This is a genomic window from Streptomyces purpurascens, from assembly GCF_045040895.1.
GTDB lineage: Bacteria > Actinomycetota > Actinomycetes > Streptomycetales > Streptomycetaceae > Streptomyces > Streptomyces purpurascens.
The window spans coordinates 3491136-3514217 of sequence record NZ_CP108341.1 but is presented as its reverse complement, the minus strand read 5'-3'; the positions used below and the strand labels follow the sequence as shown (position 1 = coordinate 3514217).

Annotated in this window: 18 protein-coding genes and 2 tRNA genes; 9 read left to right on the top strand and 11 right to left on the bottom strand. The window is 70.4% G+C overall.

Features of this window, described 5'->3' with window-relative positions:
* Nucleotides 1–95 precede the first annotated feature (95 nt).
* The 4 genes from OHU35_RS15915 to OHU35_RS15900 all read left to right on the top strand — a co-directional run bounded on the left by OHU35_RS15915 (nt 96) and on the right by OHU35_RS15900 (nt 3735).
* The gene (locus tag OHU35_RS15915) at nt 96–875 is read left to right on the top strand and encodes an HAD-IIA family hydrolase (RefSeq protein WP_189723892.1); all 780 of its coding nucleotides are present in this window, start codon (nt 96–98) and stop codon (nt 873–875) included.
* 116 nt (nt 876–991) lie between these two features.
* Nucleotides 992–1678 carry a hypothetical protein gene (locus OHU35_RS15910; RefSeq protein WP_359894037.1) on the top strand — a complete coding sequence of 229 codons (687 nt, stop codon included), beginning with the start codon at nt 992–994 and terminating at the stop codon, nt 1676–1678.
* A gap of 6 nt (nt 1679–1684) precedes the next feature.
* Complete coding sequence (locus OHU35_RS15905) at nt 1685–2368, top strand: class F sortase (RefSeq protein ID WP_359894039.1); 684 nt, start codon at nt 1685–1687, stop codon at nt 2366–2368.
* Nucleotides 2369–2697: 329 nt separating this feature from the next.
* Nucleotides 2698–3735 (top strand): glycoside hydrolase family 6 protein, encoded by a 1038-nt coding sequence (locus tag OHU35_RS15900; protein WP_189723889.1) that lies wholly within the window; start codon nt 2698–2700, stop codon nt 3733–3735.
* On the opposite strand, the gene OHU35_RS15895 is transcribed toward OHU35_RS15900, so the two are convergent.
* The 5 genes from OHU35_RS15895 to OHU35_RS15875 form a co-directional block, all read right to left on the bottom strand.
* Nucleotides 3732–7943: a trypsin-like peptidase domain-containing protein gene (locus OHU35_RS15895; RefSeq protein ID WP_405505696.1), complete on the bottom strand. Its 4212-nt coding sequence runs from the start codon at nt 7941–7943 to the stop codon at nt 3732–3734. The two genes, OHU35_RS15900 and OHU35_RS15895, sit on opposite strands and share 4 nt — an antisense overlap.
* Before the next feature lie 166 nt (nt 7944–8109).
* On the bottom strand, nt 8110–10050 hold the full coding sequence (locus OHU35_RS15890; RefSeq protein ID WP_189723887.1) for a kelch motif-containing protein: 1941 nt from the start codon (nt 10048–10050) through the stop codon (nt 8110–8112).
* A complete protein-coding gene (locus tag OHU35_RS15885) occupies nt 10047–12047 on the bottom strand; it encodes a glycosyltransferase family 2 protein (RefSeq protein WP_405505695.1) in 2001 nt (666 codons plus the stop codon). Before OHU35_RS15885 ends, OHU35_RS15890 begins: the two co-directional genes overlap by 4 nt.
* 325 nt (nt 12048–12372) lie before the next feature.
* Nucleotides 12373–13086, bottom strand: a complete 714-nt coding sequence (locus OHU35_RS15880) for a FadR/GntR family transcriptional regulator (RefSeq protein ID WP_189723885.1) — start codon at nt 13084–13086, stop codon at nt 12373–12375.
* A gap of 128 nt (nt 13087–13214) precedes the next feature.
* A tRNA-Lys gene (locus OHU35_RS15875) sits at nt 13215–13288 on the bottom strand.
* Nucleotides 13289–13490: 202 nt separating this feature from the next.
* On the opposite strand from OHU35_RS15875, the gene OHU35_RS15870 reads away from it, so the two are divergent.
* The 5 genes from OHU35_RS15870 to OHU35_RS15850 all read left to right on the top strand — a co-directional run bounded on the left by OHU35_RS15870 (nt 13491) and on the right by OHU35_RS15850 (nt 18976).
* On the top strand, nt 13491–14807 hold the full coding sequence (locus OHU35_RS15870) for a peptidoglycan-binding protein (RefSeq protein ID WP_189723884.1): 1317 nt from the start codon (nt 13491–13493) through the stop codon (nt 14805–14807).
* A gap of 58 nt (nt 14808–14865) precedes the next feature.
* Nucleotides 14866–15987, top strand: coding sequence for an SPFH domain-containing protein (locus OHU35_RS15865; RefSeq protein ID WP_405505693.1), 1122 nt, complete (start codon nt 14866–14868; stop codon nt 15985–15987).
* Between the two features lie 101 nt (nt 15988–16088).
* A complete protein-coding gene (locus tag OHU35_RS15860) occupies nt 16089–16694 on the top strand; it encodes a lytic polysaccharide monooxygenase (RefSeq protein ID WP_193478274.1) in 606 nt (201 codons plus the stop codon).
* Between the two features lie 106 nt (nt 16695–16800).
* Nucleotides 16801–17265, top strand: a complete 465-nt coding sequence (locus tag OHU35_RS15855) for a DUF3592 domain-containing protein (RefSeq protein ID WP_405505691.1) — start codon at nt 16801–16803, stop codon at nt 17263–17265.
* A 40-nt stretch (nt 17266–17305) separates the two neighbouring features.
* The gene (locus OHU35_RS15850; protein ID WP_405505689.1) at nt 17306–18976 is read left to right on the top strand and encodes a long-chain-fatty-acid--CoA ligase; all 1671 of its coding nucleotides are present in this window, start codon (nt 17306–17308) and stop codon (nt 18974–18976) included.
* Here OHU35_RS15850 and OHU35_RS15845 read toward each other — a convergent pair.
* From OHU35_RS15845 to ehuB, 6 genes are all read right to left on the bottom strand, one after another.
* A tRNA-Lys gene (locus tag OHU35_RS15845) sits at nt 18942–19015 on the bottom strand. The genes OHU35_RS15850 and OHU35_RS15845 overlap by 35 nt on opposite strands.
* 96 nt (nt 19016–19111) lie before the next feature.
* Nucleotides 19112–19870 carry an IclR family transcriptional regulator gene (locus OHU35_RS15840; RefSeq protein ID WP_189723879.1) on the bottom strand — a complete coding sequence of 253 codons (759 nt, stop codon included), beginning with the start codon at nt 19868–19870 and terminating at the stop codon, nt 19112–19114.
* 196 nt (nt 19871–20066) lie between these two features.
* Nucleotides 20067–20852 carry an ectoine/hydroxyectoine ABC transporter ATP-binding protein EhuA gene (ehuA, locus tag OHU35_RS15835; protein ID WP_189723878.1) on the bottom strand — a complete coding sequence of 262 codons (786 nt, stop codon included), beginning with the start codon at nt 20850–20852 and terminating at the stop codon, nt 20067–20069.
* Nucleotides 20842–21492: an ectoine/hydroxyectoine ABC transporter permease subunit EhuD gene (ehuD, locus tag OHU35_RS15830; protein WP_189723877.1), complete on the bottom strand. Its 651-nt coding sequence runs from the start codon at nt 21490–21492 to the stop codon at nt 20842–20844. Before ehuD ends, ehuA begins: the two co-directional genes overlap by 11 nt.
* A complete protein-coding gene (ehuC, locus tag OHU35_RS15825; protein WP_405505686.1) occupies nt 21489–22190 on the bottom strand; it encodes an ectoine/hydroxyectoine ABC transporter permease subunit EhuC in 702 nt (233 codons plus the stop codon). The genes ehuD and ehuC overlap by 4 nt, the downstream gene beginning before the upstream one ends.
* Nucleotides 22187–23074: an ectoine/hydroxyectoine ABC transporter substrate-binding protein EhuB gene (ehuB, locus tag OHU35_RS15820; protein ID WP_189723875.1), complete on the bottom strand. Its 888-nt coding sequence runs from the start codon at nt 23072–23074 to the stop codon at nt 22187–22189. The genes ehuC and ehuB overlap by 4 nt, the downstream gene beginning before the upstream one ends.
* Between the last annotated feature and the right edge of the window lie 8 nt (nt 23075–23082).

Here is a 23082-nt window from a genome sequence, read left to right as displayed (position 1 = left end):
TCGGGACGCCGTGACCGGCCCATTCCACATGATCCGGCCACTGTTTAGGCTGGGTCGCACGCTGGACCGGACGCGTACGGCAGGAGATCCCGCACATGGCAGACCGCAAGCCCATCGAGTCGTGGCTCACCGACATGGACGGTGTGCTCATCCACGAGGGCGTGCCGATCCCCGGCGCCGACGCCTTCCTGAAGAAGCTGCGTGAGTCCGGGAGGCCCTTCCTGGTCCTCACCAACAACTCGATGTACACCCCGCGCGACCTGCACGCCCGGCTGCGCCGCATGGGCCTGGACGTGCCGATCGAGAGCATCTGGACCTCGGCCCTGGCCACCGCCCAGTTCCTGGACGACCAGCGGCCGGGCGGGTCGGCGTACGTCATCGGCGAGGCGGGGCTGACCACCGCGCTGCACGACATCGGCTACATCCTGACCGACCACGAGCCGGACTACGTCGTCCTCGGCGAGACCCGCACGTACTCCTTCGAGGCCATGACGAAGGCGGTGCGGCTCATCCTCGGCGGCGCCCGCTTCATCTGCACCAACCCCGACGAGACCGGCCCGTCCACCGAGGGCCCGCTGCCCGCGACCGGCGCGGTGGCGGCGCTGATCACCCAGGCGACCGGCAAGAAGCCGTACTTCGCGGGCAAGCCGAACCCCCTGATGATGCGGACCGGGCTGAACGCCATCGGGGCGCACTCCGAGTCCAGCGCGATGATCGGCGACCGTATGGACACCGACGTGCTGGCCGGCATGGAGGCCGGGATGCAGACGTTCCTGGTGCTCACCGGCCTGACCCGGCCCGACCAGGTCGAGGACTTCCCGTACCGGCCCTCGCAGGTCCTGGACTCGATCGCGGACCTCGTCGACCGGGTCTGAGGAGGCGGCGCACCCGCGCCCAAACCCGTCGCCACCCGTTCGGAGCAGTCGCCGCGTCCCTGAGGATGCGGTGACCCACCGTGCGGGGGAGGCTCCAGGCATCTGGAGGTTTCACGATGGGTTCCCTGAGAGTCACTCTCTGCACGAGCGTCCTGGTCGCGGCCGCCCTCACCCCGGCGGCGTTCGCGGCGGACGCGGGAAGCGTCTCGGTGACCCCGGCGACCCCCGCACCCGGCAGCGACATCGCGCTCCGCGTGACCGGCTGCGCGGCGCGGACGGCCGTCGCCGCCTCGGCGGCGTTCGTCGCGGACGCCCCGCTCACCGTCACCGATGGTGAACTCGTCGGCGAGAGCCGCGTCCCCTCCACGATCGAGGCGGGGACGTACACCGTGAAGATCACCTGCGGGGGAGCCGAACGGACCGGCACGTTCACCGTCCGGGAGAGTGAGAGCCCGCCCGCGTCCGGGGCCGCGACCGGCGCGGCCGGGCAGCCACCCGCGCCGGGGACGGGCGGACGGCAGCCCCTGCCCGAGGGCGGTGGGCCATCGCTACAGCCCGAGCCCGAGTCCAAGCTCCGCCCCGAAGAGGAAGGGCAGCCGTCCGCCTCCCTGCGGCCGGGCGCGCACGCCTCGCCCGTCGCTCCCGTCGAGGCGGGCGGTGGCGGCGCCGCCCACCTCGTCGCCGCCGAGGACCGCGGTGCCGGGCCCGGCACCGCGCAAAGCGTGACCGGTCTGGTCCTCGCGGGAGTGGCCGCGGTGGCCGTCGCGCTCGGCAGTGTCCGCCGCAAGCGTGGAACGGACTGACCGACCATGTCCGATCTCGACCCGGACCGGGTGCGCACCCGCCCCTCGGGCACCGGCCGTCTGCTGGCCGGTGTGGCCTGGGTGGTGCTGCTGCTCGGGCTCTGGCTCTGGGGCCGCGAGGTGACCGACGTACGCCACGGCATCTCCGCGCCCACCACGGGCGACATGGCCGCGGCCGGACGCCCACCGGACGTGAAACTGCCCCCCGCGCACCGCCCGCTGGGCGACGCGCTGCCGCAGCGCGTCGACATCCCCGGCATCGGAGTCCAGGCGCCGGTGGTGGCGCGCGGCCTGGACCGGCGCGGTGCGCTCGATCCGCCGCCGTACGACCAGCCGGGCGTGGTCGGCTGGTACGCGGGCGGGGTCGCGCCCGGGGCGCCGGGGACCGCGCTGCTGGTCGGTCATGTCGACAGCGACACCCGGCCCGCCGTCTTCTTCAAGGTCAGTGCCCTGCGGCCGGGCCAGACGATCCGGGTGATCCGGGCCGACGCCAAGGTCGCCGAGTTCACCGTCGAGTCCGTCCAGGTCCTCACCCGCGACCGCTTCGACGCCCACCAGGCCTACGGTCCCCGCCGGTCGGGCCGGGCCGAACTGCGGCTGGTCACCTGCGGCGGCAGCTTCGACCGTACGACCGGAAGCTATACGGCGAACGTGGTGGTGTCGGCGTACCTCACCGGTACCGGTCTGTAGGGATACGTCCACCTGACCCGGCCGACGACCCGCTCCCCCTGAAGTCGACGACCGGGCCGGTCCTCGACCACGCGCGCACGGGCTGCGGGAGTAACCCGGCGAACCGCGCGGGAGGCCACGGGAGCCACGGTGGGTGAAACTCTGGCCGGAGGCCGGGTCCTGCTGAGAAGACTGTAGAACCAAGGGGCCGCCCCGGCCTAGAGGTTGAATACGTCAAGTCCCGATACGGTGGCTCTGCGTCATCCGGCCAGGTGGGGTTCGGCCTCGTGGGTGTCGCGGGACGTATGTCAGGATTGAGACTTGGAACGGTGCACCCAAGGGGGAGTTGGATGTACGGCAGCAGGGGGGCCGGGACGACCGCCGGGAGGCGGCTGTCCGCAGTGGTGCTGGGGGCGGCACTGCTGATCACGGGGTGTTCCTCCTCCGACGGAGGAGACGGATCGGACGGCGGCGCCGACGCGGGCGCCGGGATCACCCAACAGCCCAAGGAAAAGGCCCCCTTCTGGGTCAATCCGGACGGCACCGCGGCACAGCAGGTCGCCGCTCTGGTGAAGTCCGGCAAGAAGCGGGAGGCCGAGCAGATCCGCAAGATCGCCGAGCAGCCGGTCGCCGAGTGGGTCGGCCCGGACAACCCGCGGGAGCAGACCCAGGGCTTCACCGAGGCCGCCGACAAGGCCGGCCGTACGGCCCTGCTCGTGCTCTACAACATCCCGCACCGCGACTGCGGCCAGTACTCACAGGGCGGCGCCGCCGACGGCAACGCCTACCGCGAATGGCTCGACGGCGTGGCGGCGGGCATCGGCGACCGGCCGGCCGCGGTCATACTGGAACCGGACGCCCTGCTGCACCTCGTCGACGGCTGCACGCCGGAGCAGTTCCACGAGGAGCGCTACGACCTCCTCAAGGGGGCCGTCGCCAAGCTGAAGTCGCTGAAGAACACGAAGGTGTACCTGGACGCGGGCAACGCCGGCTGGGGGCACCCCGACCAGATCTTCGAGCCCCTGAACCGGGCCGGCATCGAGCAGGCCGACGGCTTCTCCGTCAACGTCTCCAACTTCTACGCCACCGACGAGTCCATCGCCTACGGCAAGCAGCTCTCCGCCAAGGTCGGGGGCAAGCACTTCGTCATCGACACCAGCCGCAACGGCAAGGGCCCCTACACCCAGGGCAACCCGGACGAGCGCTGGTGCAACCCGCCGGGCCGCGCGCTGGGCGAGACGCCCACGACCAAGACGGCCGACCCGCTCGTCGACGCCTACCTGTGGGTCAAGCGGCCCGGGGAGTCGGACGGCGAGTGCAAGGGCGGACCGAAGGCGGGCCAGTGGTGGTCGGACTACGCACTGAAACTGACCAAGGCCAGCTCTTAGAGGTCCGGGCAGACGTCTTCGACCTGGTCGGGGGCGACGGCCAGGTTCTTCTCCGCCTTGGTCGGCTCTCTCCCGGCGAGGGTGCACAGCCGGTCCATCCATCGCTCCGGATCGAGGGGGATCACGGAGGTGCGTGAACCGTCGACGATCGTGAGGGACTTGTTGTCGGTGCTCGGTGAGAGGACCGAGCCGTAGCCCACGTAGTAGCGGTAGGTGTCCTGGCGGTCCTCCACGTCCCAGACGACCTGTTCGCCGGCGGCGGTGGTGGTGTGGAGCAGGCGGTCGCCGAGGAAGCGGCCGAGGTAGTGGACGCCGCTGTAGGTGAGGTCGGGGAGTTTCTGCTTCTTCTCGACGTCCCACAGCTGTACGCGGCCGCCGGCGTACTGCGCGGCGAGGATCTTGCCGTCGGGGGACAGCGCGAACGACCGGATCGACCGGTCGTCGCCCTTCCTCCCGATCCACCTCTTGAACTCGCCGGTGGTGAAGTCCCAGACGCCGATCTCGGCCACCGTCCGCACCACCGCCTGGCGTGTGCCGGGCAGGGCGGTGGCGAAGGTGCCGGCCGCCTCGTTGGCGAGCTGGGCACGTTCCTGGACGGGCGGTTGGTAGATCTTGCCCTCCATACGACCGGTGTCGAGCCGCCAGCGTGAGACGTACGAGAGCCCCGAGATCACGGCGTGGTCGTTGTCGGAGAAGCTCAGGTTGATCCAGGACGGGATGAGCCCCGTCTGGGGGTCCGCTCCGGAAGCCGTGATGCCGGGCGGGGCGGGCAGTTCGAGGACATGCTCCTCCTTGAGGGAGCTGCCGTCGATCCGCCAGACGAGAACCGTCCGTTCGTCCTGGGCGACGGTCAGCATCCGTCGCCCGTCCGGGCTGAACGCGGCGTACAGGCGGGCCAGCGGCCGGGACGGCCGCGCGGTCGCGAGGAGCCGGTGGTCGGCCAGGTTCCACAGTTGCAGTCCGGTGCCGCTGGAGTCGACGACCGCCATCCTGCCGCTCGGTCCGTCCGGTGTGCGGATGCGGTTGACCAGGGAGTTGGAGTCGAAGGACGTCGGCGGCTTGACGCGTACGGTGACGATGCTCCCGCCGACTCCGACAGCCGCGCGCAGGTCGTCGGGAGGTCCGGCGAGGGCAACCGGGGGAGCGAACCCGCGGCCGGTGATGTTCTGGTCCTCTTGAGCGCCGGCCGGGGTGTCGAAGGTGGCCGGCCAGCCCTTCTCCAGATCGATGACGAGGAACCGCGTGCGTCCGAGGTCGGTGCCGATGCGCCCGGTGGGATTGATCAGGTAGCGGCCGGTGGCGTCGAGCCGGGGCGTGTAGAGCGGGCACAGGCCCTGGAAGCTGCTGTTGCTCCAGTTCTGGAAACGCCGGGGCGTGGAACCCAGCCGCCATGCTTCGAGCGAGCCCTGTTCGGTGCAGGTGACCAGGACGCGGCCGTTGCCGCTGACCGTCGCGGAGGCGGTGGTGCGCTCCTCCCAGGGGCGGTGCAGCGAACCGCTGGTCAGGTTCCAGGAGACCAGTCGGCCCTGTGGGTCGTCAGCTTCAGCGCCGGTGGGCACGATCCGCGCCACGACCGTGCCGTCCGCGGCGAACCAGGCCTGTGCCGTGTCCCAGCCTTTCGGCGGGGCGAGGGTCCGGCCCGTGCGGCGGCCGTCGTCCGCGTTCCACACGAGTACGCCCTCGCCGGGGATCGCGGCGAGGATCCGCTTTCCGTCCCCGTCGAAGCGCAGGTCGTTGGGGGAGCGCGGGTTCTTCTCGACGGTTTCGCCCTCGCGCAGGCGGACGAGCCGCCTGTCCTCGGAGTCCGGGGCGGCTGCCACGACGAGGGAGATCACGCCCCAGTCGCTCGCCCGGGCCGTGATCAGGCCGTCGGGCGAGACGGCCATCCGTGCGTTGTCGGTCGCTCCGTTGTGCCTATATGGCTTGGGCCGGGCCTTGCCGCGCAGATCCAGTCGCACGTACTGGCCGTCGCTCAGCCGGGCGAACGCGAAGGTGCCGTCCTCCGTCAGCGCCACGTCCTCGACTTCGTTCCGCCCCTCCATCACCACCCGCTCCACGTCCTGCAACCGCAGGTACTGCGCGAGCAACGCCGACCGAGCCTCAGGCCGGGCCTCCGCCCGATACGCCCCGACCGCGTACAGCGAGGAGATGGTCAGGGACGTGCCGTCGAGACTCGCCGCCTGCTGCGCCAGCCGATCCGAAGCCAGCCGCCGCTGCTCCGTCAGCAGATTCAGATACAGCACGGACACCACCGCCGCCGCCACCACGGCCAGTACCGTGACCACCGCCCACAGCACCCGCAGATACCGCTTCCGGCGCTCGGACCGCGCGGCCTCTCGCGCCTTACGGTCCCGCAGCCCGGCCCCCGCCTCGATGAATTCCCGGTCCTCATCCGTCAGTTCGTCACGCCGGTCCCCGAGCCACCGCTCCGCCGCCGACAGCGCCGGATCCTCCAGCAGCAGTCCGTCCGGCCGCCCGGCCCGCCACCAGCGGGCCCGGTCGTAGCGCAGTTCGCCGCGCCACGTGAGGAACGCACGGTCGGATTCCACCTGCTCGGCCAGTGGCTGCCAGTGCTCGATGAGGGCCTCATGGGCCAGCTCGACCGTCTCGCCCCGCTCGGGGTCCGCGCCCACCACCAGGACACGGGCCTCGGCGAGCTCGCGGGCGACGGCCCACCGCTCCTCGCCCGCGTCGCGGCGTGCCAGCCGGGCGCGCAGGGCCGTGCCGCTGCCGGGCGGGACCTGGATCAGCGCGCGGAGCAGCCCGGTCGCTGCGTCCGGCGCCGCACCCCGCAGCGCCCGCTGCCACGCCGAGTCGGCCCTGCTGCTCAGCACCCCGCCGAGGCCGCCCAGTTCGCGGTAGGTGTCCAGGCGGAGCCGGCCGCCGAGCTGCCGTTCCCACAGGGTGGTCAGGAAGAATCCGAGCAGGGGCAGGGCCCCGGGGCGCCCCGCCGCGTCCTCGATGAGGCGGTCGGCAAGGCCGCTGTCGTACTCGACACCGGGAAAGGCCCGTAGGGGCAGCCGGACCACCTCGGTGAGCTGCTCGCGGGTCATCAGGCCCAGTTGGTGCGCGGGCGCGCTGCCGACCAGCCGGCTCAGCTCCGGGTGGCGCAGGGCCGCGTCCTGGAAGTCGGTCCGCAGTGCCACCAGGACGGCGACTGAGGGGTGGCGGCAGGCGTCGAGGAGCGCGTCCACCAGGGCGCGCAGCTCCTCCTCGGGGCGCAGCAGCAGCGCCTCCGACTGGTCGAGCGCCAGTACGAGCCCACGTGCCGACCTGTGCGTCCGCACGGCCTCGTGGACCGCCGAGGCGTCCGGGCGGCGGCCCTCCGCGCGCAGGGTGACGACCTCCACGTCCTGTTCCCTCAGGCGGGGCAGTACGCCGGCCATGAGGAGGGAGGACTTGCCGGAGCCGGAGGGGCCGGTCAGCGTGACACAGCCCTCGGGCAGGGAGCCGTGCGGGCACAGCAGGTCGACGACCGCGGTGACGTCCTCGTCCCGGCCGAAGAAGTGCGCGCTGTGCTCCTCGGTGTAGGGGCGCAGCCCGGGGAAGGGGGAGGAGGGCGCGAGCAGTTCGGCCAGGTCCGGCAGCTCGTCGAGGACCGTGCGGGTCGGGATGCAGAAGCTCTGGCCCCGGTGCGCCGGTGAGATCGAGGCGACGATGCCGACCACGGCACCGAGGTCGTCGTCCCACACGGCGGAGCCGCTGAAGCCGGGCTGGATCGGGTCCGACTGGCCGTCCTGCGGCGACATCTGCAAGCGGCCGGTGCCGGTCCGGGCGCGCAACCGGGCCGTGTGCCAGCCGCCGCCCGTGTCGTCCCTGGGCAGTCCGAAAACGATGGCCTTGTGGTCCCAGACGTCCCGGGGCGCCACCATCAGGACCGGCCGGGCCGCCTCCAGCGGGCGGGACAGGGACAGCACGGCCACGTCCCCGGTGCCGTTCGCCCGGACCGGTACCCAGTCGCGGACGACGGCGTCCGTGGTCTCGCCCTCGCGAAGGGCCAGGCGGACACCCACGGGGACGTCGGGGCGCTCGTCGCGAGCGACCGGGAGTCCGAGGGCGTCCAGTACGACATGGGCGCAGGTCAGCACGAGCGTGGGGGCGATCACCACCCCCAGGCCGCCGATGTGCCCGTCCGTGCCCGAGACCTGGACGGTCGCGGCGGCCAGGACATCCTCGGCCGCCGGGTCCGACGTGGTCGACTCGGTCATCTCCCGTATCCCCCGCCACCGTTGACCACACGCGTTGCCGATGTCGTACCCGAGAGCACACCAAATTACGTGCACAGGTCAAGTACGTTTCCCGTCACCCGGACATGCGGCCGGACATGCGAAAGGGGCGCCCTCCGCACAGGAGAGCGCCCCGATCAGCCGGGAACTACGGCACCTTGACCCACTGGGCCTTGCTCGGCGTCCCCTTGCCGTCCGTCACGAACAGCATGTACCAGCCCGCTTGGACCAGGTTCCGGTTCTTCGGCACGGTCACGGTCAGCTTGTCGCCGGACGCCTTGAAGTCCAGGGCGATCGACCGCTGGTCGACGTCCGTGACGTGGGTGGCGGCGCTCGGCCGGATCAGCCGGACCTTCTTGACCGAGGACGCGCTCGACGAGGTGAACGTCCCCGTCCCGCCGCGCTCGATGGTCTGCGGCCCGCCGGACAGCGAGGGCCGGTCCCCGTCGCCGTAGAGGTACGGCGGCGTGTAGATCTCGATGCGCTGCTCGAACGTGCCCGGCTTGGTGTTGGCCTGGTCGCCGTACAGCGAGTCCGAGCCGAAGAACATCAGGCGGCCGTCGGGCAGCAGGATCGACCCGGAGTGGTAGTTGCGGCCCACCAGCGGGTCGGCGACCCGCTTGAGCTCGTTCTTCTCCGTGTCGTAGAGGTGCGCCTGGAAGATGTTGGAGTCGCCGCGACCCCGGTAGTCCTCCGAGCCGCCGGAGATCAGCACGTTGTCGTCGGGCAGGATCGAGGCGTTCGGGTAGCGGGTGCCCTTCTCCAGGGACGGGCCGTCCTCGAAGCTCGGGTCCGCGTCCTTCAGGTCGACGATCCGGGTCTTCTCGCTGGACTCCTTGGACTCGCCGACGCCACCGCCGCCGACCACCATGTACTTCTCGTCCTGCGCGGGCGGCAGCAGCACCGTGCCGGACGTCTCCATGAGCTTGGGGTCGCTGAGCCCGGGGATCTTCGTGAACTTGTTGGTGTCCACGTCCCAGACGCCCGGCTCACGGCCCACGTCGTCCGGCCCGTAGCCCGCGTTCGAACCCGAGTAGAAGACCTTGCCGTTCTGCATGAGGAACAGCGCCGGGTAGGTCGGGAACTGCCGGACCTTGCCCGTGTAGGCCCACTTCTTGGTCTTCGGGTCGAAGACCTCGTTCTTGCCCGGGACGAGCTGCCCGATGTCGTCGAGGCCGGAGACGCTGAGGATCTTCCCGTCGCTCAGGGTGGTGAGCGTCGGGTACCAGCGGGCCTCCTTCATCGGGTCGACCTTGATGTACTTCTCGGCCACGGGATCGAACTCGAAGGCGTCCCGGATGCCCTGGAAGTCCTTCTTGTCGAGGGCGAGCTTCTGGGCGATGCCGTAGGTGTTCTTGGCGTCGGCGCCGTTCAGGCCCTGCACCTTGTAGTTGTCCTGCGTGCCCGTCTCGTACTTCTGCCCGCGCTTCTGCGCCTCGACGTAGATGCGGCCGAGGCCAGGGTCGTTGCGCAGGAACCTGCCGGTCGCCTTGTCGAACACCTTCTTCGCGCGCGGCACCAGCACCGGGTCCTTCGAGACGAAGGTCTTGCCGTTCTCCTTGCCCGTGAACCTGGTGCCCGCGGGCAGGGTGATCGGCTCGTCCGGATTCTCGTTGTGGACGATCATCAGGCCGCCGGCCTTGGTGACGTCACCCTGGAGCTTCTCGTACCGCTTCGTGCCGCCCGCGATCAGCAGATTGCCGTTGGCGAGCTGGGTGTGGCCGGTGCAGAACAGGTCGGCGGGCGTGGGGACCTTCTTGATGGTGCCCTTGACCGGATCCCAGATCCGGGTGTCGAACTTCTTCGCGTCGAAGTTGTCCTGGTTGTTGCCCGACCCCGCGACGAGCAGCACCTTGCCGGTGCGCAGCAGCGCCGCGTGGATGGTGTTCTGCCGGTATTCCTCGGGGAAATCGATGATCTCCCACTTGCCGTTAGCGGCTTTGTACTCCGGCTTGTTGATTTGGTACTGGTGGTATTTCTCGGTGCTGAAGCGGTAGAGCCACGGCCCGTTCATCCCGGCCAGCGCGAGTACCACCGCCGTGCCGATCGCGAGTCGACGGGCCCGGCGGCGGCCTGCACGGTCGTTCATTCCTTACGTCCCCCAAGTCCACCAAGGGCGATCTGCATGGTCTGGTCGGATCCCCCGACCTCCCCGTTACCGCCGGGAGCGGCGGCCCAACTGGGCTTGTGGTGCGGGGCGTGGGCCGCAGGCTGCTGCGGAATCGGCAGCGGCTGCGTCCGGTGCGGCCCCGCGGAGTCCTGCGGCTGTTCCACGGCGGGCTCGGCGGGCTTCTTCGCGTCCTGCCGCAGCTGCCAGCGCCAGGCGAACACCGGCGAGGCGGTGATCAGCAGCGCGAACGTCGCCCAGATGATCATCGCGGGGTGGGAGTGGCCGAAGACGAAGCCGGCGGCGATCGAGGCGCCGAAGATCGCGACGAAGTACCAGTGGTAGCGGAACGTGGCGAACCAGCGGTCCGGGCTGGCCGAGTCGCCCTTTGGCGTGACCACGAACTTGCTCTTGCGCCGCAGCATCGAGTCGATCAGCGCCTTCGCGTACAGCGGCGCCGACAGCGCGGACATCACCATGCCGGCCACACCGCCGGAGCCCTCCGGCTCGTGCGGCGAGACGTTGTGCCGGCGGTTCCAGACGTACAGGCCGATCTGCAGGGCGGAGGCGTTGCCGTAGAGCATCAGCCAGACCGCCGGGTCGATGTTCACACCCGAGGCGCCCATGCCCAGGAACAGCGCGCAGCTCGCTGCCGCCAGGATCCAGTTGAGGGCCGACATCGGGTAGAAGATGATCATCATCGTGTAGTTGAAGAGCTTGCTCGGCGGCAGCGAGTACCAGCCCTTCCAGTACTGCCCGATGATCGTCTCGTACGTCCCTCGCGACCAGCGCATCTGCTGGGTGAAGAAGTCCGTCCAGGCGCTGGGGCCCTCACCGACGGCGAGCACGTCCGGCGTGTACACCGAGCGCCACTTCTTCCCCGTCGCCGGGTTCTTGTGGCGGTGCATCTCGAAGCCGGTCGCCATGTCCTCGGTGATCGAGTCGTACAGGCCGCCGATCTGCTTGAGTGCCTTGATGCGCACGGCGTTGGACGTGCCGACGAACATCGGGGAGCCGTAGCGGTTGCCGGCGCGCTGGATCAGCGCGTGGAAGAGGAACTGCTGCGACTCGGCGGCCTTGGTGATGGGGTTGTCGTAGTTGCCGTAGACCTGCGGGCCGATGACGAAGCCGACGTCCGGGTCGCGGAAGAAGCCGAGCATCCGCTCCAGGTAGTTGGGCAGCGGCACGTGGTCGGTGTCGACCGAGGCGAAGAAGTCGTAGTTGTCGCCGTGCGCCTCGAGCCAGGCGTTGTAGTTGCCGTGCTTGGTCTTGGCGCGGTGCGGGCCCTTCGCCTGGTTCCACTTCGCGACGCCCTTGCGGGAGAAGTGGTGCACGCCGAGGCGCTGGCAGACGGCCTTCACGTCGGGGTCGTCGCCCTCGTCGAGCAGCCAGACGTGCATCAGGCCCCGGTGGCGGATCTTCACGGCCGCCTCCAGGGTCTTCGTCACCATCTCCAGCGGCTCCTTGCCGGGCACGAAGGAGGTGAGGAAGGCCACTCGGGTGCCGGTCTCGGGCACCACCGGGATCGGGTCGCGGGCCACGAGCGTTGCGTGCGCGTTCGACAGCACGTTCATACAGCGGAAGAACTCGATCAGACCGATCGAGACCAGCATGACCATGTCGAGCGCGGGCAGCCAGTCGAAGGCCGGGTAGTCGCGCTCGGTCCAGTGCTCGGGCTGGAGCAGCCAGAACAGCAGCACCAGGGACAGCACCGGGGCCGCGGCCAGCATCAGGGCGACCCTGATGCGGTGCGGCTCCTGTGAGATGAGCGAGCGGTACTGCACCTTGTACGGCTTGTTCGGATCGGGCTGGGTGAGGGGACCCGCGAGCCGGCTGTAATGCTCGTAGTCGTATCTCGGCAGGTTCTTCTTGATCCGCCGGAATGTCCCCGTGGTGCTCATCCGGTGCCCCGGCACCCTGAGCTGAGTGGTCTGGGACGGGTCGTGGTCCTGCCGGGCACCCGTGGGCCTCGACGTCATGAGTCATCCCCCCACACGCGAAAAGCCGCGTGTTTCGTCGCTTCTTACCGTCTGCGCCAGGTCCCCCTCGACCTTCACAGACGTATCAGTGGTGGATCGCTGTCACCACGTCATCCACACCCTATAGACACGGCAACGCGACCTTCCGGTTGCATGATGCCCCCCTCGGCATCGCTCCAGGAACGGGGCCCCTACTCCCGCTCTGTCGGCAACCGGTTCTTTTGCCCCCCAACTGCCGCGAATCCGCAGCATCTTGAAAAACCAGATAACCAGGGTTCTACGGCGTTCATCATGATCGCAAGATGCGAAACGCGGTGTTTACCGGTCATACGCGTTCATTGTGACGGGTGTGGGGACTCTGTGGAGCGGTTGTGGACAGACGGGCGCGGATGTTGCCGAAGTGCTCTCTTATGGCCTCCTCCGCCCGCATCGCGTCACCGGACCGGACCGCGTCGAGGATCTCCCGGTGCTGCCGGCAGGTGACCTTCGGGTCCTGCGGCTCGCCCCCGAGGTCCGTACGGACCCGGTGGAAGGCGTCCCAGAACGCCTCCAGGACCTCGCACAGCAGCACGTTGTCCAGCCCCCGGTAGAGGGTGGCGTGGAAGGCCCGGTCGGTCTCGGCGAGGCCGGCTCCGCGCGCGGCCTCCTCATCCATACGGTCGACGAGCGCGTCCAGTTCAACGAGGTCCGCATCCGGTATCCGCCCTGCGAGCCGGGAGACGAGCCCCGTCTCCACGGCCTCCCGCAGTTCCAGCAGCTGGAGCAGGGAGTCCTCGCCCCGGTAGTGCCCGGCGACCGTGCGGAAGGCGAGGCCCTCGATCATCGGGGCCAGGGACATCGGGCCGACATAGGTGCCGAAGCCGTGCCGGATCTCCACGATGCCCATCGCCTGGAGCGCCTTCAGCGCCTCACGCACCGAGTTCCGGCTCGCGCCGAGGTACTCCATCAGCTCGGGCTCGGTCGGCAGCGGGGCCCCGGAGGCCAGCCGGCGGTCGATGATGAGCTTCTTGATCCGCTCTTGTAGGTCACGCGCTGCCATGGCGAGAGGGTATCCGGCCAATCGCACGGTGCACCGGGTTCCGGCCAGGCAGGGAGGGGCCTCAGGGAGAGAAGGGCCCAGTGGGACACAGATAAGCCCCCCGCTTCCGCGAGGGGCTATCCAGTCGGTGCGCCGCCAGGGACTCGAACCCCGGACCCGCTGATTAAGAGTCAGCTGCTCTAACCAACTGAGCTAGCGGCGCGCGCTGACGTCGTAACTCTACAGGACGCCCGGAGGTGCTCCGGACCACCGAGCCGGGTCCGGGGACGGCCCCCGCAAGGGCGCCGGGTACATCATTCGGACCGTCAGCATGCGAGTGCGGAAGACAGTTGAGAAACTGACGGCGCGCGCCCGGATCCGCACAGGCGCCGCCATTTTTCCGACGGAACTGTGAGGGGAATCGCATGAAGTCGCCGGTATTCGAGGAATTCGACCCCGGGGGCGACTGCGACTGCCCCGGCTGCGTCCACTGGCGCCGCGTCCTGCCGCGTTCCCCGGCCGGGCGCACCACCACCCATCCGGCCGCGCACCGGGCTCTCGCCCTGGCCGCCGTGGCCGCCGCCACCCTCGGAGCGGGCCATGCCGTACCGGCCGCCGCCGCCCCGCAGGCACCCCACCGATCGGGTGTTTTCGCAGATGAAGATCCCGAAACGCCCCAGGGCGACACGGCCCCGCTGCACGGCGCCGACGGCCGTGAGGGCAAGCCCTCCGACGCCCTCGAGCCGGCCGCCATCACCCGTACGGAGATCATGGACCGGGCCAAGACCTGGGTCGCCGCGAAGGTGCCGTACAACATGAACGCGTACTGGTCCGACGGTTACCGGCAGGACTGCTCGGGCTATGTCTCGATGGCCTGGCAGCTGCCCGGAAACGAATGGACGGGCAGCCTCGCCCAATTCGGTGAACGGATTTCCAAGGAGGAACTCCAGCCGGGCGACATTCTGCTGTTCCACAATCCGGCCAACCCGGAGAGCGGCTCGCACGTCGTCATTTTCGGCGGCTGGACGAACACCAAGCACACCTCCTACATGGCCTACGAGCAGGCCCGCCCGCACACCCGCCGGCAGACCACCCCGTACGCCTACTCGAGCGACTCCGACCGGTACATCCCCTACCGCTACAAGGGCGTCGCCGCGCAGGAGGAGCCCGCCCCGGGAAAGAACAGGGGGCTGCCGGGCGCACCGGCCGCCACCCCGTACCCGGGAGCGACGTATTTCGGCCCCGGCGCGAACAACAAGTACGTCACACAGCTCGGCCGGATGCTCGTCGCGCGCGGGGCCGGCGCCTCGTACCCCTCGGAGCCGGGACCGCGCTGGACGGACGCCCACCGGCGGGCGACCCGGGCCTTCCAGCGGGCCCAGGGCTGGAAGGGCCCGGACGCCGACGGGCTGCCCGGCCCGCGCACCTGGGAGCTGCTGGTCACGGGGAAGGGCAAGGACGTCACGGCGGAGGAGGCCGGGCCGCCGCCCTCCTCCCACGGTGTCCCCGGCTACCCGGGCCGGGCGATGTTCCGGCCCGGTGCGAGCAACCCGTACGTCACCAAGCTGGGGAAGCAACTGGTGCGGAAGGGGTTCGGCAGGTTCTACCCGCAGCGGCCGGGGCCGCGCTGGGGCGAGTCGGACCGGCGGGCCGTCGAGGCCTTCCAGCGCTCCCAGGGCTGGCGGGGCGGAGCGGCGGACGGCTTCCCGGGGCCGGAGACCTGGCGGCGGCTCTTCTCCTAGCACCCCGGCACGGGGCCCACCCGTTGTGACGCATCTGGCGCGGAGGCTGGAGGCACGCATGACCACGACCACTTCCCACACGTCCGAGCCCGACGGACCGGCCGAGGGGCCGGCCAGGGCCGCCCGGCTCATCCAGAACGAGTCGACCACCGAGATCCCCGTCCATCTGCTGTTCCGCGACGACCCCGACCCGGCGTCGGTACCGCTGAAGCCGGCGGTCGTCGGCCGTCGGCAGGGCACGGGGGAGCAGCCACGCCTCCGGCGTCCGGCCGCCCTGACGCCGCGTCCGGTGCCGCAGGTCGACCCCGACCTGGTGGAGCGGTCCGCGCGGGTACTGCCCGGCGCGGCGGGTGTGCTGGCCGGAGCGTGCGGGGTGGCCGGGTGTGTGGCCACCTCCTGGTGGGCCGGGGTGCTGCCGCCGCTCGCACTGGAGGCGCTGCGGCTGCCCGCCCACGCCGGGGCCGGGCTGGGTCCCGCGCAGTGGGCGGCGTACGCGGGAGCCGGGGCGCTCGCGCTGTTCGGGTTCGGCGGGCTGGCCCGGGGCCGGACCGGGCGGGCCTGGGTGCTGGATCTGTTCGGCCGCTACCGGGGGACCGTCCGGCGCTCCGGCCTGCTGTGGGTCAACCCGCTGCTGCTGCGCCGCCGGGTGGACGTACGGCTGCGGCACTGGCGCAGCGAGCCGGTGCCCGCGACCGACGCGCACGGGGTCGCGCTGCGGGTGGTCGTCCTGGTGGTGTGGCGGGTGCTGGACACCGCGCGGGCCACGCTGGGCGTCGAGGACCACGAGTCGTACCTGCGCGAGTGCGTCGAGGCGGCACTGGCCCGGGTGCCGGTGGTGATGCCGGGCGGCCCGAGGGGAGCCGGGGAAGCGGCGGCCGAGGTGCTGACCCGGCTGGTGACCGCTGAGGCGGCCCCGGTCGGCCTGGAGGTGTTCTCGGTGCAGCCGCTCCGGGCGGAGTACGACCCCGAGGTCGCCGCCGCGCTGCACCGCCGCCGGATCGCCGCGCTGGACGCCCAGCACCGGGCGAGCGTGCTCACCTCGGTCGTGGACTCGGTGGAGGACACGGTGACCCGGCTGACCATGCGGGGGCTGGTCGAACTCGACGACCACGAGCGGAAGGTGCTGGTGAAGGACCTGACGGTGGCGTTCTGCGCGGGGCGCGGAGAAACGGGGGCGTGATTGGTATGGACATGTTCAACTAACCTCCCTACATTCGAACTTGGTCTAGACCTACCTGCACAGCTCACTGAACATCCCCCACGTTCTCCAGGAGCGGCAGCATGCGCACAAGGACCAAGTTGTCCGCAGCCGCGGTGGGACTGGCCACGACCGGAGCCCTCGTACTCTCCTCCGGCGGCGCCAGCGGCCACGGCTACACCGACCTCCCCATCAGCCGGCAGAAGCTCTGCCAGAACGGCACCGTGACCAACTGCGGATCCATCCAGTGGGAGCCGCAGAGCGTCGAGGGCCCGAAGGGCTTCCCGGCGTCCGGCCCGGCCGACGGGCAGATATGCAACGCCGGCCTCGGCCACTTCGGCCAGCTCAGCGCACCGCGGACACCGTCCGGCGGCGCCTGGCCCGCCACGAAGGTGACGGGCGGCCAGAACTACACGTTCCGCTGGCAGTTCACGGCCATGCACGCCACGACCGACTTCAGGTACTACGTCACCAAGCCGGGCTGGAACCAGAACCACAACCTGGCCCGGTCCGACCTCAACCTCACCCCGTTCTTCACGGTCCCGTACAACGGACAGCGGCCACCGTCGACGCTCTCCCACAGCGGCAGGCTGCCGTCCGGGCTGAGCGGCCGTCACGTCATCGTCGCCGTATGGACGATCGCCGACACGGCCAACGCGTTCTACGCGTGCTCGGACGTCACGTTCTGAACCGTCCGAACCTCTGAGGTTCCCTTGAGTCACCGCCGCGGCCGGCGTGGGTAAGTTCCTCCCACGCCGGCCGATCGAAGGCCGCGGGGGGTCTTCGGGGGAGCTCATGGAAGTCCTGTTCTACATCGTGCCCACGCTCATGATCGCGGTGGTTTCCTGTGCCGTGGTCGCGGTGATCCGCCGCTCCGTGCGGGTGAGCCGCGCCTGGAACAGCGGCCTGACCGCCGAGGCGCGCTGTCTGCGGACGTACACCACGACGAGTGGTGGCGGCGACAGCTCGGTGCGCACGACTCTGCACCACGTCTACGAGTTCACCACGCGCGACGGTCGCGGCGTCCGGTTCGAGGAGCCGGGCGGGCCGGGGACGACCCTCGAGGGCGACATCGTCACCGTGCACTACCCGGCCGACCGTCCGGAGCAGGCCACGGCCAGGCCCCCGGCGCGGGGGAGGCTGGCGGTGGGCACGGGATGCCTGCTCGCCTTCCTCGGCACCTTCATCCTCTTCCTCCTCGGCTTCATGGCCGTGACGTACGCGATGTTCTCCGCGGTGGGCGAGTCCCCGCTGCCGTAGCGCTCCACATCTGACGGTACGTCAGCTATGGTGCGCCTTCATGGGAGCCACTACGGGGCGCACGGTCGCGGAGCTCGTGGCGGCGCGGTGGGGTGACCACCGGCCGGGGCTGTGGTTCGAGGGCGGGGTGCTCACGCAGCACGAGGTGGCGGCCGGGGCCGCCGTCCGGGCGGCGCTCCTCGCCGACCTGCTGCCACCCGGCGCCGAACCGCACATCGGTGTGCTGCTCGACAACACCCCCGAGTACCCGATGTGGCTGAGCGCGGCCGCTCTCGCGGGAGCCGCCGTCGCCGGGATCAACCCCACCCGCCGGGGGCCCGAACTCGCCCGGGACATCCTGCACACCGAGTGCCGGGTGCTGGTCACCGAACGGGCCCGTCTGCACCTGCTCGACGGTCTCGAACTGCCCGGCGTACGCCTGCTGCTGACCGGCTCGGAGGAGTACGACGCCCTGCTCGCCCCGTACGCCGGCGCCCGGCCCGACCCCTCCCGCGCCGCCCCGCACGACCGGCTGCTGCTCTACTTCACCTCCGGCTCGACCGGCGCGCCCAAGGCCGCCCTCTGCTCCCAGGGCCGACTGGCAGCCGCCGGCCGCTCCCTGGCCGGGCAGTTCTCGCTGGGCCCGGACGACGTCCACTACATCTGCATGCCGCTGTTCCACGGCAACGCGGTGATCGCCGACTGGGCGCCGGCACTGGTCACCGGGGCGGCCGTGGCACTGCGCCGCCGCTTCTCGGCGTCCCGCTTCCTGCCGGACGTACGCCGCTACGGGGCGACCTACTTCACCTACGTCGGCCGGGCGATCCAGTACGTCCTGGCCACCACCCCCCACCCCGAGGACCGCGACAACCCCCTGCGCCTGGGCTTCGGCACGGAGGCGGGCGCGGTGGACGCGGCGGCCTTCGAGCGGCGGTTCGGGGTGCGGCTGGTCGAGGGGTACGGCTCGTCGGAGGGCGGGGCGGCCGTGCAGTGGTCGCCGGGCACACCGGTGGGAGCGGTCGGGCGGGCGGCGCCCGGGCTGGTGGTCCTGGACCCGGAGACGGGCCGGGAGTGCCCACCGGCCCGCTTCGACGCGGCGGGCCGGCTGCTCAACGGGGACGAGGCGATCGGCGAACTGGTCAACCAGGGACCCAGCTCCTTCGAGGGCTACTGGCGCAACCCGGCGGCCGAGGCGGAGCGCCGCAAGTGGGGAGGCTGGTACTGGACGGGCGACCTCTTCTGCCGTGACCCCGACGGCTACCTCCACTTCGCCGGCCGCACCGACGACCGCCTCCGCGTCGACGGCGAGAACCTGGCCGCCGCGATGATCGAGAACATCCTCGCGCGCTACGAGGGGGCGGCGGCGGTCTGCGTCTACGCGGTACCGGACCCGGTGACCGGAGACCAGGTGATGGCGACGATCGCCGGCACCTTCGACCCGCTGTCCTTCGCGGAGTTCCTGCTCGCCCAGCCGGACCTGGGGACGAAGATGGCCCCTCGTTTCGTCCGGGTGACGGACCGCATGCCGGTCACGGCCACGAACAAGATCCACCGGGCGGCGTTACGCGGGGAGGGCTTCCGGTGCGCCGATCCGGTGTGGTGGCGACCGCCCGGGAAGGGCACTTACCGCAGGCTGACCGGGGAGGACCTCGAACACGCCGAAGGGCCTCTCGCTCCCACGAGAGGCCCTTCACCGGTGCGCCGCCAGGGACTCGAACCCCGGACCCGCTGATTAAGAGTCAGCTGCTCTAACCAACTGAGCTAGCGGCGCATGACTCGCGCCCGGCCGGTGGAACCATGTTCCGCGGTGGGCGACGGGAAAATACTACCCGGTCTCCGGGGGTGCTCCTGACCACCCCGACAGGCCCTAGATCGCCATGGACAGCAGGACCGGTGCCGCGTTGCGGTTGAGGGCGTCCGCGGCCTGGCGGAGGCGGTGGGCGTGCTCGACCGGGAGGGACAGGGCCAGGCAGCCGACGGAGGAGCCGGCCGTGATGGGGACGGCCGCGCAGACCGTGCCGACCGCGTACTCCTGGAGGTCCAGGACGGGCACGGTGGCCGGCTGTGCCTCCAGCCGGGAGAGCAGCAGGCGGTCGCTGGTGATGGTGCGCGAGGTGAGGCGGGCCATCTTGTGCCGGGCGAGGTGGTCGCGGCGGCCGGCGTGGTCGAGCTGGGTGAGCAGGCTCTTGCCGATGGCGGTGGCGTGGGCCGAGGAGCGGAAGTCGACCCACTCGTTGACCTTGGGCGTGGCCGGGCTGTCGGCGTACTGGGTGATGCTGATCTCGCCGTCGACGTAGCGGCTCATGTAGACGGCGGCGCCGACCGAGTCGCGCAGCCGGTCGAGGGTGTGCTGGAGCTTGTCGCGCAGGGCCTGCTCGCGCTGGTGGGCGGAGCCGAGGCGGGTCAGGGCCTCGCCTGTGACGTACGCGCCGTCGGCGATCTGCTCGACGTAGCCCTCGCGGCGCAGCATGCGCAGCAGCGTGGTGAGCCGCTCCGGTCCGATGCCGGTGCGCCGGGCGAGCTCGGTGTCGGTGACGCCGGAACTGTTTCGCGCCACCGTCTCCAGGACGCGCAGGGCTTCCTGGGCCGAGTGGTACGGGGTGGTCGGCTCGTTCCTCAGCGCCACGGTGGTCTCCCCCTGCGCTTGCTGTTGGGCCGTAATCCGGACAGCGAATCACCTCCACGATAACCGGCAAAGGGGTTGTGGAGAGCGGGGGTTGACAAGATTTCGGGCCCTCGGGCTGGGGCATCGACCCTCTGGCATATGCCAAGAGCATGCCCCAATCCGAGGGCCCGGCGTCGGCCCTGTTCACGGGCCGTAATCACAGCACTGCGCTGAGGAACTCCCGTGTCCGGTCCAGCTCCGGGTCGCTGAAGATCTTCTCCGGCGGGCCCGACTCGATGACCCGGCCCGAGTCGAACATCAGTACCTGGTCGGAGATGTCCCGGGCGAAATTCATCTCGTGGGTCACACAGAGCATGGTGATGTCCGTGCTGCGGGCGATGTCCCGCAGCAGGTCCAGCACGCCCGCGACCAGCTCCGGGTCGAGCGCGGAGGTCACCTCGTCCAGCAGCAGCACCTTCGGCTGCATCGCCAGTGCCCGGGCGATCGCCACGCGCTGCTGCTGACCGCCGGAGAGCTGAGAGGGGTGGGCGTCGCACCGGTCGGCCAGGCCCACCAGGTCCAGCAGGCCCTTGGCCCGCTCCACCGCCTCGTCCTTCGACATGCCGAGGACGGTGACCGGCGCCTCGGTGAGGTTGCGCAGCACGGTCATGTTCGGGAACAGGTTGAACTGCTGGAACACCATCCCGATCTTCTTGCGGACCTCGCGGACCTCCTTGTCGGAGGCGGGGAACAGCTTCTGCCCGTCGACCGTGATCGTGCCCTCGTCGGGCTTGAGCAGGGTCATCAGGAGCCGCAGGATCGTGGTCTTGCCGGAGCCGGACGGCCCGATCAGGGTGACGTGCTTGCCGGCGTCGACCGAGAAGTCCAGGTGGTCCAGGACGGTGTTCTGGCCGAACCGCTTGGTGACCTGTTCCAGCCGGATCAGCTCGCCGGTGCTCTTGGCGGGGTTCTTCTCGGGATTGGGGAGAGTGTCAGTGGGCAAGGCGTCGCTCCAGGGCTCGCAGGGCAAGGGAGGCCAGGTAGGAAATGACGATGAAGGCCGCGCCGATCACCGTGAGGGGCTCGGTGAACTGGAAGTGCTCCTGAGAGAACAGGCGCGCGTGACCGAGCATCTCCAGGACGGTGATCGCCATCAGCATCGGCGTGTCCTTGAGCATCGCGATGACGTAGTTGCCGAGCGCGGGGACCACCCGGCGCACCGCCTGCGGCAGGATCACCGCGGTCCACGTCCGCCGCAGCGGCAGGTTCAGCGCAGTCGCCGCCTCCCACTGGCCGACCGGCACGGCCTCGATACCGGCCCGGTAGACCTGCATCGTGTACGTCGAGTAGTGCAGCCCGATCGCGAAGACGCCGGTGGCCAGCGCCGAGAAGGTCAGGCCCCACTCGGGCAGCACGTAGAAGAGGAAGAACAGCTGCACCAGCAGCGGGGTGTTGCGGACGAACTCCGTGACCGCCCCGACCGGCCAGGTCACCCAGCGCGAGGGCACCCGCATCAGCAGTGCCCACACCAGGCCCAGCGCGAACGAGATCAGCGAGCCGAACACCAGGATCTGGAGGGTGACCAGCAGGCCCTTCCAGAAGTCCGGCATGAAGTCGGAGACCGCGCTCCAGTCCCAGTTCATCGGACCCCCTCCACCACGACCGGCTCAGGCGCCCGGGTCTTGCTGTCGGGCTTCTTCCCGACACCGGCCTTGAGCTTCTTCTCCAGACCGCGCATGACCCGCGTGAGCAGGAAGGCGATCACGAAGTAGATGACCAGGATGTACGTGTAGATCTCCGCGCTCTCCTGCAGCGCGAGGCGCACCAGGTTCGCGCTGAACGTCAGGTCGCCCATGCCCGTGATGGACACCAGCGCGGTGCCCTTGAGCAGCTCGATCAGCAGATTCGAGAACGGCGGGATCATCTCCGGCACCGCCTGCGGCAGCAGGATCAGGCGCAGTCGCTGCCAGGGCGTGAAGGAGAGCGCGATGCCGCCCTCCTGCTGCGCCGGGTCGACCGAGCTCAGCGCGCCGCGCACGATCTCCGCGCCGTACGCGCCGTAGGTCAGCCCCAGCGCGAGCGTGCCCGCCCACAAAGGCACCAGCTGCCAGCCGAAGGCGACCGGCAGCACGAAGAACACCCAGAAGATCATGACCAGGGCGGAGGTGCCGCGGAACACCTCGGTGTAGAAGCCCGCGAGGAAGCGGACGAACCGCAGCCGGTGGCTGCGCGCGACGCCGACCACGAAGGAGACGGTCGCGCCCAGCAGAGCGCTGAAGAAGAGCAGCTGGACGGTGGTCCACACGCCCTTGAGTACGAGTTCCCAGAGTCCCGAGGTCATCCGCCGCACAGCTCCTTCGCGGTCAGATCCGTCATCTCGGCCTTGGTGAAACCGAAGGGCTGGAGGATACGGAACAGTTCGCCGCTCTTCTTGAGCTTGCGCAGCTCGACGTTGAAGGCGTCCCGCAGGTTCGTCTCGGTCGGCCGGAACGCGAAGGCGCCTCCGTCGACGTGCGGCTTGCCGCCCACGATCGGTGTGAAGGGCTTGGTCGCCTCCGCCTTGGCGGACTTCTTCACCACCTCACGGGCGGTGAGCGCCGTACCGGCGAACACGTCCACGCGCCCCGCCTCGACGGCGTTCAGACCCGCGACCTGGTCCGGGACGATGAGGATGTCGCTCTCCTTGTACCCCGCCTCGACGGCGTACTGGATCTCGGCGTAGCCGGTCCCGGTGGCGAACTTCGCCTTCTTCGCGACGACGTCCTTGTAGCTGTGCAGCCCCTTCGGGTTGCCCTTGCGCACGATGAAGGCGTCGAGCATCTGGTAGTCGGGGTCGGAGAAGATGACCTGCTCGCAGCGCTCGGGGTTGACGTACATCCCGGCCGCGACGACGTCGAACTGCTGGGAGTTCAGGCCCGGGATGAGCGAGCCGAACTCGGTCGGCACGGGCTGCACCCGGTCGACGCCGAGACGCTTGAAGATCACCTTGGCCAGTTCCGGTGCCTCACCGGTCAGCTCGCCGTTCTTGTCGATGAACCCGAACGGGATCTCGCCGGCGATGCCGAGGCGGACGACGCCCGCGGCCCGGAGCCGTCCGAGCAGGTCACCGCCCTCGACGTCCGAGGCGGTGGCGACCCGGCTGCATCCGGCGGCGCCCAGCGCGCCGAGCGCCGCGACCCCCGCGAGCAGCGATCGGCGTGTAGGACCGGACACAGCCCCGGACATGGTCCGGG